The organism is Flavobacterium sp. N502536, assembly GCF_025947345.1.
In the GTDB taxonomy this organism is placed as follows: Bacteria; Bacteroidota; Bacteroidia; order Flavobacteriales; family Flavobacteriaceae; genus Flavobacterium.
The window spans coordinates 2,672,930-2,689,950 of the sequence record NZ_CP110011.1; the positions used below are offsets into that span (position 1 = coordinate 2,672,930).

Sequence of the window (17,021 nt, forward strand, 5' to 3'; positions counted from 1 at the left end):
AAACAATCAAACAAACTAGTATAATATATATAGGTAGAAAAAATGAAAAGTGGTGTATTTGATATATTAAAAGCAAGATTTCTGATCAATGATGATGCAGTAAAAAACTGGCGTTTCATTGTTTTCATTATTCTGCTTGCAATTCTGATGATTGCCAATACACAGCGTTACGAACAGAAGGTTTTTGAAATTGCAAAACTGAACAACGAAGTAAAAGAATTGCGATCTGAATTTGTAGACCGTCGTTCAGAATTGATGAAGTTAAAAATGGAATCCACGATATCGGATAAAATGCTTGAAAAGCAAATTTTTCCATCAACGGTTCCTCCAATTAAAATAGAAGTAAAAAAAGAAGAAGAAAAAAGTTTCTTTAAAAGAATATGGCAGTAGAAGATAAACATATATCCTACAGAATTTACCTCGTAGCAGTTTTCATCTTTGTGATGGCAATTGCTATTGTTGTTAAGTTGACCAATATTCAATGGGTAGAAGGAGATTATTACAGAAAACTGGCGAAACAGCGTACCGTTAGAAATTTTGTAATTCCGGCAAACAAAGGAAACATCTATTCGGCTGACGGAAGCTTGCTGGCGACATCAATCCCTAATTATGAAATTCGATTTGATGCTAAAGCTCCAAAAACGGAGACTTTTGAGAAATATGTAAAAGCATTATCCGATTCGTTAGCAACTGTTTTAGATCGCCCGGGTGGATATTATGAGCAGGAATTAAGAAAAGCAAGGGCAAATAAAAACCGTTATTATTTGATTGCCCGTAATTTGAGTTATACCGAATACGTGAAAATAAAAGGCTTCCCTTTATTTAGTTTAGGAGCTTTTAAAGGAGGAATTATTGTTGAACAGGAAACGGTAAGAAAACATCCGATCGGGAAAATTGCGGAAAGAACCATTGGTTACGACCGTATTGATCCGGCAACCGGAGTCGAAGTAGGTAAAGGGATTGAATGGGCTTTTAAAAGTTATCTGAACGGTAAAGACGGTAAGATTTTAAAGCAAAAAATAGCCAAAGGACAGTGGAAACCAATTCGTGATGTCAATGAAGTTGATCCTCAGGATGGTTTTGATGTAGTGTCGACCATTGATGTTTTTATTCAGGATATCGCACACCATGCCTTATTGAAACAGTTGGAAGAATACGAGGCCGATCATGGTTGTGTAGTGGTGATGGAGACTGAAACGGGTCATGTAAAAGCGATTTCCAATTTGGGAAGATCAGAAGACGGATCGTATTATGAAACCACAAATTACGCTATAGCCGAGTCGCATGAACCGGGATCGACTTTTAAACTGGTCGATTTAATGGCGATTTTGGAAGATAAAGTAGCCGATACAAGTACGGTTTATGACAGTCATGGAGGAGAAATGAGGTATTACGGACGCGCTGTTCGTGATTCGCACAGAGGAGGTTACGGAAAAATTTCGCTGGCACGTGGATTTGAAGTTTCTTCCAATACCGTAATGGTTCAGGCAGTGTATGAAAACTATAAAAGCAATCCGTCAAAATTTGTAGATCATATTAACTCGTACGGATTAAATAAAACATTAGGCTTGCATTTTAAAGGAGAGGGAAGACCTTATATACCACAACCCGGAGACAAACATTGGTCGGGAGTTTCACTTCCGTGGATGGCTTTTGGTTACGGAGTTTCGGTAACACCTATGCAAACACTGGCGCTTTACAATGCAGTTGCCAACAATGGGGTGATGGTTAAGCCGCAGTTTGTTTCTGAAATAAAAGAGTGGAACAAAACCATCAAGAAATTTGATGTAGAAGTAATCAATCCGAAAGTATGCTCGCAGGAAACCATTAACAAAGTAAGAGCGGTATTGCTTAATGTGGTTAAAAAAGGAACCGGTTCTAAATTGTATTCGAAAGATTTTTCGATGGCAGGAAAAACCGGAACAGCACAGGTGAATTATGGAGGGAAAGAAGGAAAGTCGGCGTTGTATTATGCATCCTCTTTTGTGGGATATTTTCCGGCCGAACATCCTAAATACTCTTGTATTGTAGTCGTGCATAAGCCTAATACATCAAAAAATAATTATTACGGAGCAGACGTTTCAGGGCCGGTTTTCAAAAGAATCGCTCAAAAAATATTTACAGACGCACCTTCAACAAATAAAATAAAAAGACTGGATTCAAGGATTCCAAAACAAGACAACAGTTATAACAAGTATACCGCAGAAGCCAATAAAAAATTAAATCAGGTTCCGGATTTAAAAGGAATGCCGGGAATGGATGCTGTTGCATTGTTAGAAAACCTAGATTTAAAAGTAAGGGTTATTGGAGTAGGAAAGGTGAAAAAACAGTCTATTCAACCGGGACAAAACATTAGTAAAAACGCAATTATAGTTTTAGAATTATCGTGAAAATACTGAAAGACATATTATATAAAGTAGCGATTGAATCTGTAACAGGTTCAACAGAAATCGATATACACAAAATTGATTTTGACTCGAGAAAAATTGAAGCAAATGATGTTTTTGTGGCTATTCGCGGATCACTTTCAGATGGTCACGATTATATTGAAAAAGGGATTCAGTTGGGTGCTATTGCAGTTATTTGCGATACGCTGCCTGAAAACATCGAAAAAGGAATTACCTATATTAAAGTAAAAGATACCAATGCGGCTTTGGCTTTTATGGCGGCTAATTTCTTCGGAAATCCATCCGAAAAATTAAAATTGGTTGGAGTTACCGGTACAAACGGAAAAACAACCATTGCATCATTATTGTTTCAGTTGTTTCAAAAAGCAGGTTTTAAAGTGGGGTTATTGTCAACCGTGAAAATCATGGTAGATAATACCGAATTTCCTGCAACACATACCACACCGGATTCTATTACAATCAATCATTATCTGAATGAAATGATAGAAGCGGGTGTAACACATTGTTTCATGGAAGTAAGTTCGCATGGAATTCACCAAAAACGAACTGAAGCCTTACATTTTGTGGGTGGGATATTCACGAATTTGTCGCACGATCATTTGGATTACCATCCCACTTTTGCCGAATACAGAGATGTGAAAAAATCTTTTTTTGATTCGTTGCCAAAAACAGCTTTTGTCTTATCAAACATCGATGATAAAAACGGAAGTGTGATGTTACAAAATACAGTGGCTCGAAAATTTACCTATGCTTTAAAATCATATGCCGACTTTAAAGCGCAGATTCTGGAAAGCCAATTGTCGGGTTTATTGTTGAAAGTAAACGATAATGAAGTTTGGGTAAAACTAATCGGAACTTTTAATGCTTACAACGTTCTGGCAATTTATGGTACAGCTGTAGAATTAGGAATGGATAGTCTTGAAGCGTTGCGCTTACTGTCTGATTTAGAAAGTGTTTCGGGACGTTTTCAGTATATTGTTTCAGAAGGAAACATCACAGCGATTGTTGATTATGCCCACACGCCGGATGCTTTAGACAATGTTTTAAAAACAATTAACGACATCCGTACCAAAAACGAACAGCTGATTACAGTTGTAGGTTGTGGCGGAAACAGAGATAAAACGAAACGACCAATTATGGCAAAAATTGCTACAGATCTTAGTGATAAGGCAATTTTAACCTCAGACAATCCAAGAAACGAAGATCCTGAAGTGATTTTAGACGAGATGGAAAAGGGGGTTGAGGCTCATAATTATAAAAAGATATTGAGAATTTCCGATCGAAAACAGGCTATTAAAACGGCTTGTCAATTGGCACAGCCCAATGATATTATCTTAATTGCCGGTAAAGGTCATGAAACTTATCAGGAGATAAATGGAGTACGTCATCATTTTGATGATATGGAAACGGTAAAAGAAATTTTAGAACAACTAGGGAAATAACAAAAGGGAAATTCCAACAATGGAAATTCCAAATTCCAAAATCCAAAAACCAATTTAACATTGGAATTTGGGATTTAAAAAATTGGAATTTTAAAAAAAATAGAGAAATATGCTATACTATTTATTTGAATATTTAGACAAAACATTAGATGTGCCGGGAACGGGAGTTTTTCAGTACATCACTTTCAGATCGGCTTTAGCATTGATGCTTTCATTGCTTTTGTCAACGATTTACGGAAAAAGAATTATAAACTTTTTACGTAATCAGCAAGTTGGTGAAACGGTTAGAGAGTTAGGTCTTGCAGGTCAGAATGAAAAAGCAGGAACTCCGACAATGGGGGGACTGATTATCATTTTTGCGACGCTGGTACCGGTTTTGTTGTTTGCTCGTTTGCATAATATTTATATTGTATTGCTTATTGTTACCACACTTTGGATGGGAACAATTGGTTTTGTAGACGATTACATCAAAATATTCAAAAAAGACAAACAAGGACTGAAAGGAATTTTTAAAGTAATCGGACAGGTTGGTTTAGGGATCATAGTAGGATCTGTGCTTTATTTTAATCCTGCTGTAACCGTTAGAACAGATACGGGAAGAACAGATATTTTTAAAGCATCAGGTACTAATACGACGGTAGTTTTGCCGGCGCCTATGGAAGAAAAGTCAACTGCTACGACAATTCCTTTTGTAAAAAATAACGAATTCGACTATGCCGAAATCTTAGCCTGGACAGGTGAAGGGTATGAAAAATGGGCCTGGTTAATTTTTATACCGGTTGTGATTTTTATTATCACAGCAGTTTCAAACGGTGCCAACTTAACAGACGGTATTGACGGACTCGCCGCAGGAACTTCGGCAGTCTCGGTCCTGGCACTCGGAATATTCACATTTCTTTCCGGTAATATCATTTTTTCAAATTATCTGAATATCATGTATATCCCGAACTCAGGAGAGATGACGGTTTTTATCTCCGCATTTGTAGGGGCACTAATTGGTTTTCTTTGGTACAACTCTTATCCGGCTTCGGTTTTTATGGGAGATACGGGAAGTTTAACTATCGGAGGAATTATTGCAGTGTTGGCAATTGCAGTTCGTAAAGAACTATTGATTCCGTTATTATGTGGAATCTTTTTGGTAGAAAATTTCTCTGTGGTTTTGCAGGTGAGTTATTTCAAATTTACCAAAAAGCGTTTCGGTGAAGGCCGCAGAATTTTCCTCATGTCGCCATTGCATCATCACTATCAGAAGAAGGGATATCATGAGAGTAAAATCGTAACCCGATTTTGGATTGTTGCCATCATGTTAGCCATATTATCAATCGTTACTTTAAAATTAAGATAGATGAGATTGGTAGTTTTAGGTGGAGGAGAAAGCGGTGTAGGTACTGCTATTCTCGGAAAGAAAAAAGGATACGAGGTTTTTGTATCGGATTTTGGAAAGATAAAAGAAAGTTATAAGGAAGTTCTTATCATTAATAAAATTGCCTGGGAAGAGGAACAGCATACAGAAGACCTGATTTTAAATGCCGATGTGGTGATGAAAAGTCCGGGGATTCCAGAGAAATCTCCCATCGTAAAAAAACTGGTAGCAGCCGGAGTAAAAGTGATTTCGGAAATCGAATTTGCAAAACCTTTCACAGAAGCGCTGACGATCGGGATTACAGGTAGTAACGGTAAAACTACTACAACGATGCTGACCCATTATTTACTGAAGTCGGCGGGTTTGAATGTAGGTCTGGGTGGAAATATTGGAAAAAGTTTTGCCTGGCAGGTTGCCGAGAATAAATACGATGCCTATGTACTTGAGCTGAGTAGTTTTCAGCTGGACGGAATTATTGATTACAGACCCGATATAGCCATCATAACCAATATTAGTCCGGATCATTTAGACCGATACGAATATAAATATGAGAACTATATCAATTCGAAGTTTCGAATAACAATGAATCAAACCGAGAGTGATTATTTGATTTATGATGCAGATGATGAGGCGATTGCAGGATGGTTGAAGAACAACAAAACAAAAGCAAAATTAATTCCTTTTTCATTGACTGAAAAATTAAATGAAGGGGCTTCTATAAATAACAACAAAATGGAAATAAAGATCAACCAAGAAGAGTTTACAATGGAAACAGAACACATTGCGTTAGAAGGAAAACATAACATGAAAAACGCAATGGCAGCAAGCTCTGTAGCGAAGTTGATGCAAATTAGAAATGCAACAATTCGCGAAAGTTTATCGAATTTTCAAGGTGTTGAGCACCGTTTAGAGAAGGTACTTAAAATTCAGAATGTACAATACATCAACGATTCAAAAGCGACCAATGTTAATGCTACTTTCTTTGCTTTAGACAGTATGAATGTGCCAACAGTATGGATTGTTGGTGGAGTGGATAAAGGAAACGATTACAACGAATTGATGTCATTAGTTCGCGAAAAAGTAAAAGCGATCATCTGCCTTGGAATTGATAATCATAAAATTATCAATGCTTTCGGAAATGTGGTTGATATCATGGTTGAAGTAAATAATATGAACGATGCTGTAAAAACAGCACAGCGTTTAACAGAAAAAGGAGATGCCGTTTTATTGTCACCGGCCTGCGCAAGTTTCGATTTATTCGAAAGCTACGAGGATAGAGGAAGACAGTTTAAGCAAGCGGTTCATAACTTGTAGAAAATTAGTTTAAAGTTTCAGGTTTCAAGTTCGGGGCCTGAAACTTGAAACATGAAACCTGAAACAAAAGAAACCTGAAACAAAAGATTATGAAAGAGCTGGTGAACAAACTAAAAGGAGACAGGGTAATATGGTCATTCGTGGCTTTATTGGCGTTGTTTTCGTTTATGCCTGTTTTTAGTGCGAGTAGTAATCTGGCCTATATTGGGCATGGTACCGGAAACACTTTGGGGTATTTGGTAAAACACCTGGCTCACGTGTGTATTGGTTTTCTGATTATTTATTGGGTACATCGCGTGCCGTATCATTATTTCAGAGCGATTTCAAAAATTGCCTTGCCGATTGTTTGGTTTTTATTGCTTTATACCTTGTTAAAGGGTACTGTTATTGCGGGGGCAAACGCGAGTCGTTGGATTCAGGTTCCTTTTATCGGAATTACGTTTCAGACATCTACTTTGGCAGCTAGTATATTGTTCATTTTTGTGGCGCGATACCTGTCTAAAACCAAAGATGAGAATGAACCGTTTCAGGCCTCGTTAATACAGCTTTGGCTGCCGGTTTTTATTACACTGGCACTTATTTTACCGGCGAACTTTTCGACTACTGCGTTGATCTTTTCCATGGTAATTATGTTGACATTTATTGGGAAGTATCCCTTAAAATATATTGGGTTTATCATTGGTTCCGGAATTGCAATGTTTGCGTTTTTCCTTTTGGTGGCGAAAGCGTTCCCGGAGTCCAGATTCTTTAGCAGGGTTAGTACCTGGGGGAGTCGTATAGAAAACTTTACTACTGATAAACCGGATGAAGATGATTATCAGATAGAAAAAGCAAAAATTGCAATTGCATCTGGAAAACTGGGAGGTTTAGGTCCAGGGAAAAGTGTTCAGAAGAACTTTTTACCACAGTCTTCTTCCGATTTTATTTATGCGATTATTGTAGAAGAATACGGTTTGGTGGGTGGAGTGTCCATTTTGGTTTTGTATTTATTACTGTTGTTCCGATTTGTGATCGCCTCGCATAAAGCCAACACCTTATTTGGAAAACTCGTCGTCGTCGGACTCGGGTTCCCCATGATCTTTCAGGCGATGATTAATATGGCAGTTGCGGTAGAGCTGTTGCCGGTAACAGGGCAGACCCTCCCGTTGATCAGTAGTGGAGGTAGTTCGATTTGGATGACCTGTTTCTCTCTTGGGATCATCATCAGTGTGACGAAGAAAGAAGAAGAAATCGCCGAAGAGCAGGAAGAAAAAGAAAGACGAAAAGAAGCACTTCAACGATTAATTGACAAAGAATTATCAGAAGAAGATTTGCCGGCAGATGAGAAGATATACGAAGAAGAAGGGATGTATTCGATTGAGGACAATTCCAGAAATCCGATGAATGCCGTTCTAAATAAGTAAGTATAGAGCTGAAATAATAGAAGCAAGATAATAGAAGAAAGAGAATAGAGAAATAGGTTGATAAGTTATAGAGGGAACTCACAATTCATAATTCACAACTCATAACTAAAAAAAATATGGCAAAATATAAATTCATATTAAGTGGTGGTGGTACAGGAGGGCATATCTATCCTGCAATTGCTATTGCAAATGAATTAAAGTTACAATTCCCTGATGCTGAGTTTCTTTTTGTAGGTGCCAAAGATAAAATGGAAATGCAGAAGGTGCCTCAGGCGGGTTATGAAATTAAAGGGCTGTGGATTGCAGGTTTGCAAAGAAAGCTGACCTTACAAAATTTGATGTTTCCGTTAAAACTGGCAACAAGTTTGCTAGAGTCAAGACGAATTATAAAACAGTTTAAGCCCAATGTGGTCATTGGTACCGGAGGTTTTGCCAGCGGACCTTTATTACAGGCGGCAGGATCGGCTGGAATTCCAACAGTGGTTCAGGAGCAGAATTCGTTTCCGGGAATTACAAATAAATTGCTGAGCAAAAAAGCAAATGCAATTTGTGTAGCCTATGGAAATCTGGAACGTTTTTTCCCAAAAGAAAAAATTGTTCTGACTGGGAATCCGGTTCGTCAGGATTTGATCGACATCGAGAGCAAACGTGCGGAAGCAATTGCTTTTTATGGTTTAGATCCGAATAAAAAGACATTGTTGGTTTTAGGCGGGAGCTTAGGAGCGAGAAGAATCAACCAGTTAATTGAAAAAGAATTGCAAAAATTTCTTTCACAAGATGTTCAGGTAATCTGGCAATGTGGGAAACTGTATTTTGAAGAATATAAAAAATACAATCAGCAAAATGTTAAGGTGGTTGATTTCATTGAAAGAATGGATTTTGTATATGCCGCTGCCGATGTGATTATTTCACGTGCAGGAGCGTCATCAGTTTCAGAATTGTGTATTGTAGGGAAACCGGTAATATTTATTCCGTCGCCTAACGTAGCCGAAGACCATCAGACTAAAAATGCGCAGGCCATTGTAGAGGCAAAAGGAGCCATTTTGCTGAAGGAATCGGAATTGGACAATGAATTTAGTATTGTTTTTGAAGCTTTGCTTAAAGATGAAGGAAAGCAAAAGCAATTGAGTGCAAATATTAAGAAATTAGCAAAACCAAGAGCTACACAAGATATTGTAGCCGAGATTGTGAAATTGATTCAGCGATAAGCTGTAAGCCTACTGTTTAAAACGGAACGGTTTGAATGGTTAGATAATATTAGAGAATAAATAATTAAAGATAAAAGTGGAAAGGCTTAAAGCCTAAAGCTTAATGCTTAAAGCAGAAAGAAATGAATTTAAATCAAATACAAAACGTTTATTTTATTGGTATTGGAGGCATCGGAATGAGTGCCCTGGCCCGCTATTTTAAAAATATAGGGAAACAGGTTTCGGGTTACGATAAAACGCCATCAATGCTAACAAATGAGTTGATTGAAAGTGGTATTGATATTCATTTTGAAGATAATATTAGTTTGATTCCGACTGATTATTATATTGAGAATACATTGGTGATTATTACACCTGCTGTACCCAAAACACACTCAGAATGGAATTATTTTACAGAAAGAGATTATGTGGTTAAAAAACGTGCAGAAGTTTTAGGGATTATCACCAAAGACACGTTTTGTTTTGCTGTGGCAGGAACACATGGAAAAACCACAACCTCAAGTATTTTGGGGCACATTTTGTATGAAAGCGGAGCAGATGTTACGGCTTTTGTAGGTGGAATTGTAGAAAACTACAACTCGAATCTAATTGGAGAAGGAAAAACAGTAACCGTAGTGGAGGCAGATGAATTTGACCGTTCGTTTTTGCATTTACATCCGGATATCACCTGTATTACTTCAATGGATGCAGATCATTTGGATATTTATGGAACCAGCGATGCGATTGAAGCTTCGTTTGTGGAATTTGCTTCAAAAGTAGAAGATAAAAATAACTTGTTTATCACCAAAGAACTACCGCTTGAAGGAGTTCAGTGTGCTATAAATGAAGAGGCAGTATATAAGGCTTTTAACGTTCGTATCGATAACGGAAGTTATGTTTTTGATGTGCAGACACCATCAGAAGTAATGACTGATTTGCGATTTGGACTGCCTGGAAAACACAATTTAATGAATGGATTGATGGCTATTGCAATGGCCAAAACGTTTGGCACCCCGACCGACTCCATTGCAAAGGCCATCGCTTCATTTAACGGAATCAGAAGACGTTTTTCGTATCAGATTAAGTCGGAAGATTTAGTTTATATAGACGATTATGCACATCATCCAACAGAGATAAATGCTGTTCATCAAGCGGTTAGCGAATTGTATCCGGGACGTAAAGTACTGGCGATTTTTCAGCCGCATTTATTTAGCAGAACCAGAGATTTTGCTGATGGATTTGCCGAAAGTTTGTCCAAGTTTGATGAAGTGTTTTTAATGGATATTTATCCGGCACGTGAATTGCCAATGGAAGGAATTACATCGGAATGGCTGTTAGGTAAAATGACCAATTCGAACAAAAAAATTGTTGCAAAAGATGATTTATTAGCGGAGATCAAAGCCAGTGATGCGCCAATAATTGTGACAATAGGAGCTGGTGATCTTGGAGAAATGGTTCCATCAATCAAAAAAATGCTGAATGAAAATATTTAATTGGACAAATATTCGATTGATACTCATTTTAGGGCTTGTTCTTTTTTTATATTCTTTCGCCCAACATCGAAACGGAGATCGAAAATTAAAAAAATCGATGGTCGTTTTTGTAGGAGAAAATACGCTTTTTGTGAAGCCTGAAACGGTTAATAAATTGTTGATAGAAAATAAAAGAGACGCTTCCAGTATTAGAAAAGATGAGTTAGATTTGAATAAGATAGAGAAAACCCTTGATGCGCAAGACATGATTGAGAAGTCAGATGTTTTTGTAAGTATCGATGGCGTTCTAAAAGCAGTAGTAAAACAGAAGACACCAATAGCGCGAGTTTATGATGGTGATCGCTCTTTTTATATTGACTATGAGGGTAATAAAATGCCTTTGTCTGACAATTATACTGCGAGAGTTCCTCTTGTTTCGGGGGCAATTAATAAAAAAAATAACGAAGATTTAGCTGCTTTATTTCGCACAATTTATGACGATGCGTTTTTGAAAAAAAACATCATTGCAATACAAATTATGCCTAATGGTAGCTTAAAATTGTTTAATAGAAATTATAATTACTTCATCGACTTTGGCAGAACGATGAATGTTGATAAGAAATTTAATAACTATAAAGCCTTTTTTCAAAAAGCGGTTTTAGATAGTTCGTTATACAAATACAAAAAAATTGACCTTAGGTTTACGGAACAAGTAGTTTGCACAAAATAATAGAAAATGGAAAAAGATAACATTGCAGTAGGTCTAGATATTGGAACAACCAAAATAGTTGCCATGATAGGCAAGAAGAACGAGTATGGTAAACTGGAGATTTTGGGGATTGGGAAATCCAAAAGTTTGGGAGTCGCCAGAGGAGTTGTAAATAACATCACACAAACGATTCAATCCATTCAGCAGGCAATACTTGAAGCAGAAAATAATTCAGGTTATAAAATTAAGGATGTGGTTGTGGGTATCGCCGGACAGCACATCAGAAGTATTCAGCATACAGATTACATCAGCCGTAATAATCCGGAAGAAGTAATTGGAGAAAAAGACATTCAGCTTTTGATTGACCAGGTAAATAAACTGGCCATGTTACCGGGAGAAGAAATCATTCATGTTTTGCCACAAGAGTTTAAAATTGACGGGCAATCTGAAATTAAAGAGCCTATCGGAATGTACGGAGGAAGGCTGGAATCGAGTTTTCACGTAGTGGTAGGGCAGGCTTCTTCGATCAGAAACGTAGGAAGATGTATTCAGAGTTCGGGTATCGAATTGTCAGGACTAACATTAGAACCTTTGGCTTCTGCCGATGCGGTTTTAAGTCAGGAAGAAAAAGAAGCAGGAGTAGCGTTAATTGATATCGGTGGAGGAACAACAGATTTAGCCATTTTTAAAGATGGTATTATTCGTCATACTGCCGTGATTCCTTTTGGAGGAAATGTTATTACAGACGATATCAAAGAAGGTTGTTCGATTATTGAAAAACAAGCAGAGCTTTTAAAAATAAAATTCGGATCGGCCTGGCCGGGAGAAAATAAAGACAACGAAATTGTCTCTATTCCGGGATTAAGAGGAAGAGAGCCAAAAGAAATTTCGCTTAAAAACTTATCTAAAATTATTCATGCCCGTGTGGTGGAAATTGTAGAGCAGGTTTTTGCAGAAATTAAGGCTTACGGACACGAAGATCCCCGTAAAAAATTAATTGCCGGAATTGTGCTTACAGGTGGTGGTGCTCAGCTAAAACACATTAAACAATTAGTAGAGTACATTACAGGTATGGATACCAGAATTGGATATCCAAATGAGCATCTGGCAGGAAATTCCAGCGAAGAAATCTCAAGTCCGTTATTTGCAACCGCAGTTGGTTTAGTAATGAACAGTATCGAAAACAGTACGCAAAGTGCTGTAAGAATGGAGATTGTAAACGAGCAGACAAAAGTGGTTTACAGAAATGTACCACCACAGCAGCAACAGCCGGTACAACAGCGATACGAAGTAGAAGAAAACTACGTTGAAAGAGTAGAAACTATTGAAGAAACCAGAGAAGTTCGAAACAACAGCTCTAAGGAAGAATCAACAGAAACAAAAATTAGAAGATCATTTTTTGACCGATATGTCGATAAAATCAAAGATTTTTTAGACAACGCAGAATAGAATAATAAGAGAAAAGGATTACTTTTTGCCCCAGATCAAGAAGTAAAAAATGTATTAAATAAGAATTTCAAAAACCAAAAAGATGATGAGCAACTCAGAATTTGGAAGTATTTCATTTGATTTACCAAAAAACCAATCAAATGTAATCAAAGTAATAGGTGTAGGTGGAGGTGGTAGTAACGCTATCAACCACATGTTTAAACAAGGTATTAAAGGCGTAGATTTTATCGTTTGTAATACCGATTCACAGGCACTACAGAACAGTTCGGTCCCTAACAAAATTCAGTTAGGAGTAAATTTAACAGAAGGTCTTGGAGCAGGAGCAAATCCTGATGTAGGACAGCAATCTGCTATTGAGAGCATCGCTGATATCGAAAAAATGTTAGACCGTGGTACTAAGATGGTATTTATTACCGCTGGTATGGGTGGTGGAACAGGTACCGGTGCAGCTCCGGTAATTGCGCAGTTGGCAAAAGAAAGAGAAATTCTGACAGTGGGTATTGTGACCATTCCGTTTCAGTTTGAAGGGAAAGTACGTCAGGAGCAGGCACTTTTAGGAATCGAAAAATTGCGCAAGCAGGTCGATTCATTAATCGTGATCAACAATAATAAATTAAGAGAAGTATACGGAAATCTTGGTTTTAAAGCCGGATTCTCTAAAGCGGATGAAGTTTTAGCAACTGCCTCAAGAGGTATTGCCGAAGTAATTACGCACCACTATACTCAAAATATCGATTTACGTGACGCTAAAACTGTTCTTTCGAATAGTGGAACAGCGATCATGGGATCTTCTGTTGCCGAGGGAGAAAACAGAGCCAAGGAAGCTATTATTTCAGCCTTGGATTCTCCATTGTTAAACGACAATAAAATTACAGGAGCCAAAAACGTATTGTTGCTTATCGTTTCTGGATCAAATGAGATTACGCTGGATGAAATTGGTGAAATCAACGATCACATTCAGGTAGAAGCAGGTTACAATGCCAATATTATCATGGGGGTTGGTGAAGACGAAACTCTTGGTGATGCTATTGCTGTGACTATTATTGCGACAGGTTTTGATGTTGAACAACAAAATGAAATCGTTAATACAGAGCCTAAGAAAATCATTCATACCTTAGAGGATGAGCAAAGAAGCGTTCATAATCTAACCAATAAATCGGTTACTGCTTTTGATTTAACAATCGATACACCAACCAGCAAATCAGAAGAAAAAATTGTTTTTGATTTGATGGATGATGAAGATACGGTTGCTCCCGTAACACCTACTCCGGTTGTGCCAGTTGCAGTTACTCCATTTGAAGTTGCTCCGGTTGCAGTTACTCCAACAATCAATCAGGAAGAGTTAGTAGTGATGTCTGAGTTTATCAAAAACCTTGACGTTACTTTTGAAATCGTTTCGCCAATAACCGATATTGATTTTACCATTACGGCTCCACAGGCAGAAGTTTTTCAGGATGTAAAACCTGTTCAGCAAGTGCAGCAGCAAAGAACATTCGAAAGAGAAGAACAAACAACCTTCTCCTTTGATTTGCCAATTTTCAGATCAGAGCCTGAAGTGAAAAAAGAGCCAGTTGTTGAAGAAACTAAAATTTTATTCGAATTAACAAACGAAACCCGTAACATCAAAGTGAATGATCCGGTTTCTTTTGTACCGGTAACGGAACTTTCTGATAAAGGAATCATCAAGTATTCTTTAGAAGAGTACATGGAGGTTGAAAACGATTTAATGACCTCAAAACCGGTTGAAAAAGTGGTAGAAGAAGTAATTCCTGAGGAATTGAATATCACCATGAAACCAAGACCTGATTTTGCTACGGATGCCGATTATTCAACAACGGCTAATGTTTCTCCGATGGAATTGACAATCGAAGAGACTTTACGTTTGAGAGCGGAAGAAAGAAGAAAAAAATTAAAAGAGTTTAATTATAAATTCCATAATAATGTGTCTAGAATTGATGAACTGGAAAAAGAGCCTGCTTACAAAAGATTAGGTATCGATTTGTCTAATTCACAATCAAATAACACCAATTCAAGAATTTCGGTTGGAACAGATAGTAACAACGATTTACAATTGCGCTCCAACAATTCGTTTTTGCACGACAACGTAGATTAATTTTAGAATCATAATAATTAGGATAACCCGAAAATTGGATTTAATTTTCGGGTTATTTTTTTTATCTTCGCACAGAATTTAAAATTTGACTTCGTAAACAGGTTTTTAAAGTGAATCTTGATGATGCGTTAGGGCGAAGACAACATTATAGTTTTAAATGTAATTTAGCAATCGATAAGCCTGGCTTATTTAAATAAAAGTAAAAAATGAGTTTACAAACACTAATCATGGACGAAATTAAAACGGCCATGAGAGCAAAAGATACAGTAGCATTAGAAGCATTAAGAGCGATTAAATCTGAAATGTTATTGGCTGCAACGGCTTCAGGTTCTAAAGAAGAATTGACAGAAGACGATGAAATTAAATTGCTTCAAAGATTGGTGAAAACCCGTAAAGAAAGCGCCAGAATTTTTACCGAGCAAAACCGTCCTGATCTAGCAGAACCGGAATTGGCTCAGGTAGCAGTAATCGAGAAGTTTTTACCAGCTCAGTTAAGTGAGGAAGAAGTAGAGGCAGTAATAGCAAAAATCATTGCTGAAACCGGAGCTTCTGGAATCGCTTCAATGGGTAAAGTAATGGGATTGGCTACTGCACAATTGGGCGGAACAGCTGAAGGAAAAACCATTTCGGCAATTGTAAAAAAATTATTAGTATAAAAACAATATAAATTCCAATATTTAAAATCCAAATTCCAATTCTAAAATTGGAATTTGAGATTTGGAATTTGAAAGTTTAATATTTTCGACCACGTAGTTCAACTGGATAGAATATCAGATTTCGGCTCTGAGGGTTGGGGGTTCGAACCCCTCCGTGGTCACTAAAACAAAGGCCTGAGAATGTATGTTCTCGGGTTTTTTTGTGTCTGGAACTTTGTCACAGATCTTAATTTAAGAGGCCTGATAACTTTAAAATATAAAAAGGTTTTGTGTTACTTTCTTAACTTTGTGTACACATCCCAATACTATTAGTTAAGAAGCACTATAGATCAAAACGAATGACAAAGGAAGAGTCTGTTAAAGAGTACTATTTTAGAATCAATAAGAGTATCGATTATATTAAAGAAAACCTTCAGGAGGAACTTTCTTTAGAGAAATTGGCTGATCTTTCTAATTTCTCAAAATTTCATTTTCATCGAATCTTCAAGTCAGTAACAGGAACGACGATCAATGAGTTTATTAAAAACGCAAAGATAGAAAGAGCGCTGTTTTTCTTAATGTACAATCCTTCAAAAACGATTAGTGAAATAGCCAATGACTGTGGTTTTTTAAGCATTTCGTCTTTTTCAAGAAGTTTCCGCGAAGTGAGACAGATGACGCCAACGGAATGGCGAAAACGACATCAAAATAGCAATATTGGTATAACAGATAGCAATATTGGAAAAATGCAGTCCGAAATCGAAAACTACCTTGCACTCAAATTAAATAACTTAAAAAATATTGAAATGAGTGAAACAATGAAACTTGATTTTGAAATTAAAAAACTGGAGGCATTTAATGTTATTTACATCCGAAACCTCAATATCCACAAGCATGATAGTGAAACATTTGAAGAGATGTTTAAACAGCTTTTTAGCTGGGCTTCTCCTCGAAATTTAGTAAATTTTCCTGAAACCAAAGCGCTGACTGTTTATAGAAGCAATGCTAATTTAGAGGGAAAGCTCCAGGCTGATGTTTGTTTGTCTGTTCCCGAAAAAATAGTGGGCGAGGGAGTAATTGGCAGTACAGTAATAAGCGGGGGTTTATACGCTGTTTTCCATAAAGAAGCGCTAATGTCTGAATGTTTTAAAACCTGGAATTACATTTACGAAGTATGGTTTGAAGAAAATGGCTATCAGCCTGATAACAGGAATTTCTTTTTAAGTCATTTAAACGATCCGAAACTGCATCCTGAGAACCTTCACATTATTGACATTTACATCCCCATAAAATTACTGTGATACCGGTAAAAATTAAAATTAATTTAAATCAAATGGAATGAAATTGTCATTTAGGATCTCCTTTTCTTTGACGGGTAATGGTTTACAGTTTAATTTTAGAGTAAAGTATTTCTAATCGTATTCTATACCGTCAGGAGCATATTTAAAATTTATATAAAACAAAACGCCTTTAAATAAGGCGTTTTTTTATGCTTTTTCTCCATGAAGTTATTTTCCCTCGGGAGC

General features: G+C 37.0%; 13 protein-coding genes and 1 tRNA gene. All 14 read left to right on the forward strand.

The window, feature by feature from the left end:
* Window positions 1-42 precede the first annotated feature (42 nt).
* Window positions 43-390 (forward strand): FtsL-like putative cell division protein, encoded by a 348-nt coding sequence (locus OLM61_RS11615; protein ID WP_264522847.1) that lies wholly within the window; start codon window positions 43-45, stop codon window positions 388-390.
* Window positions 381-2,390, forward strand: a complete 2,010-nt coding sequence (locus tag OLM61_RS11620; protein ID WP_264522848.1) for a penicillin-binding protein — start codon at window positions 381-383, stop codon at window positions 2,388-2,390. The genes OLM61_RS11615 and OLM61_RS11620 overlap by 10 nt, the downstream gene beginning before the upstream one ends.
* Window positions 2,387-3,850 carry a UDP-N-acetylmuramoyl-L-alanyl-D-glutamate--2,6-diaminopimelate ligase gene (locus OLM61_RS11625; protein WP_264522849.1) on the forward strand — a complete coding sequence of 488 codons (1,464 nt, stop codon included), beginning with the start codon at window positions 2,387-2,389 and terminating at the stop codon, window positions 3,848-3,850. The genes OLM61_RS11620 and OLM61_RS11625 overlap by 4 nt, the downstream gene beginning before the upstream one ends.
* 109 nt (window positions 3,851-3,959) lie before the next feature.
* Window positions 3,960-5,195 carry a phospho-N-acetylmuramoyl-pentapeptide-transferase gene (gene mraY / locus OLM61_RS11630; RefSeq protein ID WP_264522850.1) on the forward strand — a complete coding sequence of 412 codons (1,236 nt, stop codon included), beginning with the start codon at window positions 3,960-3,962 and terminating at the stop codon, window positions 5,193-5,195.
* Window positions 5,196-6,527, forward strand: a complete 1,332-nt coding sequence (gene murD, locus OLM61_RS11635) for a UDP-N-acetylmuramoyl-L-alanine--D-glutamate ligase (RefSeq protein WP_264522851.1) — start codon at window positions 5,196-5,198, stop codon at window positions 6,525-6,527. It abuts the gene before it with no gap.
* An 89-nt stretch (window positions 6,528-6,616) separates the two neighbouring features.
* The gene (locus OLM61_RS11640) at window positions 6,617-7,930 is read left to right on the forward strand and encodes an FtsW/RodA/SpoVE family cell cycle protein (protein WP_264522852.1); all 1,314 of its coding nucleotides are present in this window, start codon (window positions 6,617-6,619) and stop codon (window positions 7,928-7,930) included.
* 116 nt (window positions 7,931-8,046) lie between these two features.
* Window positions 8,047-9,138 carry an undecaprenyldiphospho-muramoylpentapeptide beta-N-acetylglucosaminyltransferase gene (gene murG, locus OLM61_RS11645; protein ID WP_264522853.1) on the forward strand — a complete coding sequence of 364 codons (1,092 nt, stop codon included), beginning with the start codon at window positions 8,047-8,049 and terminating at the stop codon, window positions 9,136-9,138.
* Between the two features lie 122 nt (window positions 9,139-9,260).
* Complete coding sequence (gene murC / locus OLM61_RS11650) at window positions 9,261-10,610, forward strand: UDP-N-acetylmuramate--L-alanine ligase (RefSeq protein WP_264522854.1); 1,350 nt, start codon at window positions 9,261-9,263, stop codon at window positions 10,608-10,610.
* The gene (locus OLM61_RS11655) at window positions 10,597-11,319 is read left to right on the forward strand and encodes a cell division protein FtsQ/DivIB (protein WP_264522855.1); all 723 of its coding nucleotides are present in this window, start codon (window positions 10,597-10,599) and stop codon (window positions 11,317-11,319) included. The genes murC and OLM61_RS11655 overlap by 14 nt, the downstream gene beginning before the upstream one ends.
* 6 nt (window positions 11,320-11,325) lie before the next feature.
* Window positions 11,326-12,747: a cell division protein FtsA gene (gene ftsA, locus OLM61_RS11660; RefSeq protein WP_264522856.1), complete on the forward strand. Its 1,422-nt coding sequence runs from the start codon at window positions 11,326-11,328 to the stop codon at window positions 12,745-12,747.
* An 82-nt stretch (window positions 12,748-12,829) separates the two neighbouring features.
* Window positions 12,830-14,860, forward strand: a complete 2,031-nt coding sequence (gene ftsZ, locus OLM61_RS11665; RefSeq protein WP_264522857.1) for a cell division protein FtsZ — start codon at window positions 12,830-12,832, stop codon at window positions 14,858-14,860.
* 206 nt (window positions 14,861-15,066) lie between these two features.
* Window positions 15,067-15,516, forward strand: a complete 450-nt coding sequence (locus OLM61_RS11670; protein WP_263362790.1) for a GatB/YqeY domain-containing protein — start codon at window positions 15,067-15,069, stop codon at window positions 15,514-15,516.
* 87 nt (window positions 15,517-15,603) lie between these two features.
* A tRNA-Arg gene (locus OLM61_RS11675) sits at window positions 15,604-15,677 on the forward strand.
* Window positions 15,678-15,854: 177 nt separating this feature from the next.
* Window positions 15,855-16,796 carry an AraC family transcriptional regulator gene (locus OLM61_RS11680; RefSeq protein WP_264522858.1) on the forward strand — a complete coding sequence of 314 codons (942 nt, stop codon included), beginning with the start codon at window positions 15,855-15,857 and terminating at the stop codon, window positions 16,794-16,796.
* Window positions 16,797-17,021: the final 225 nt, after the last annotated feature.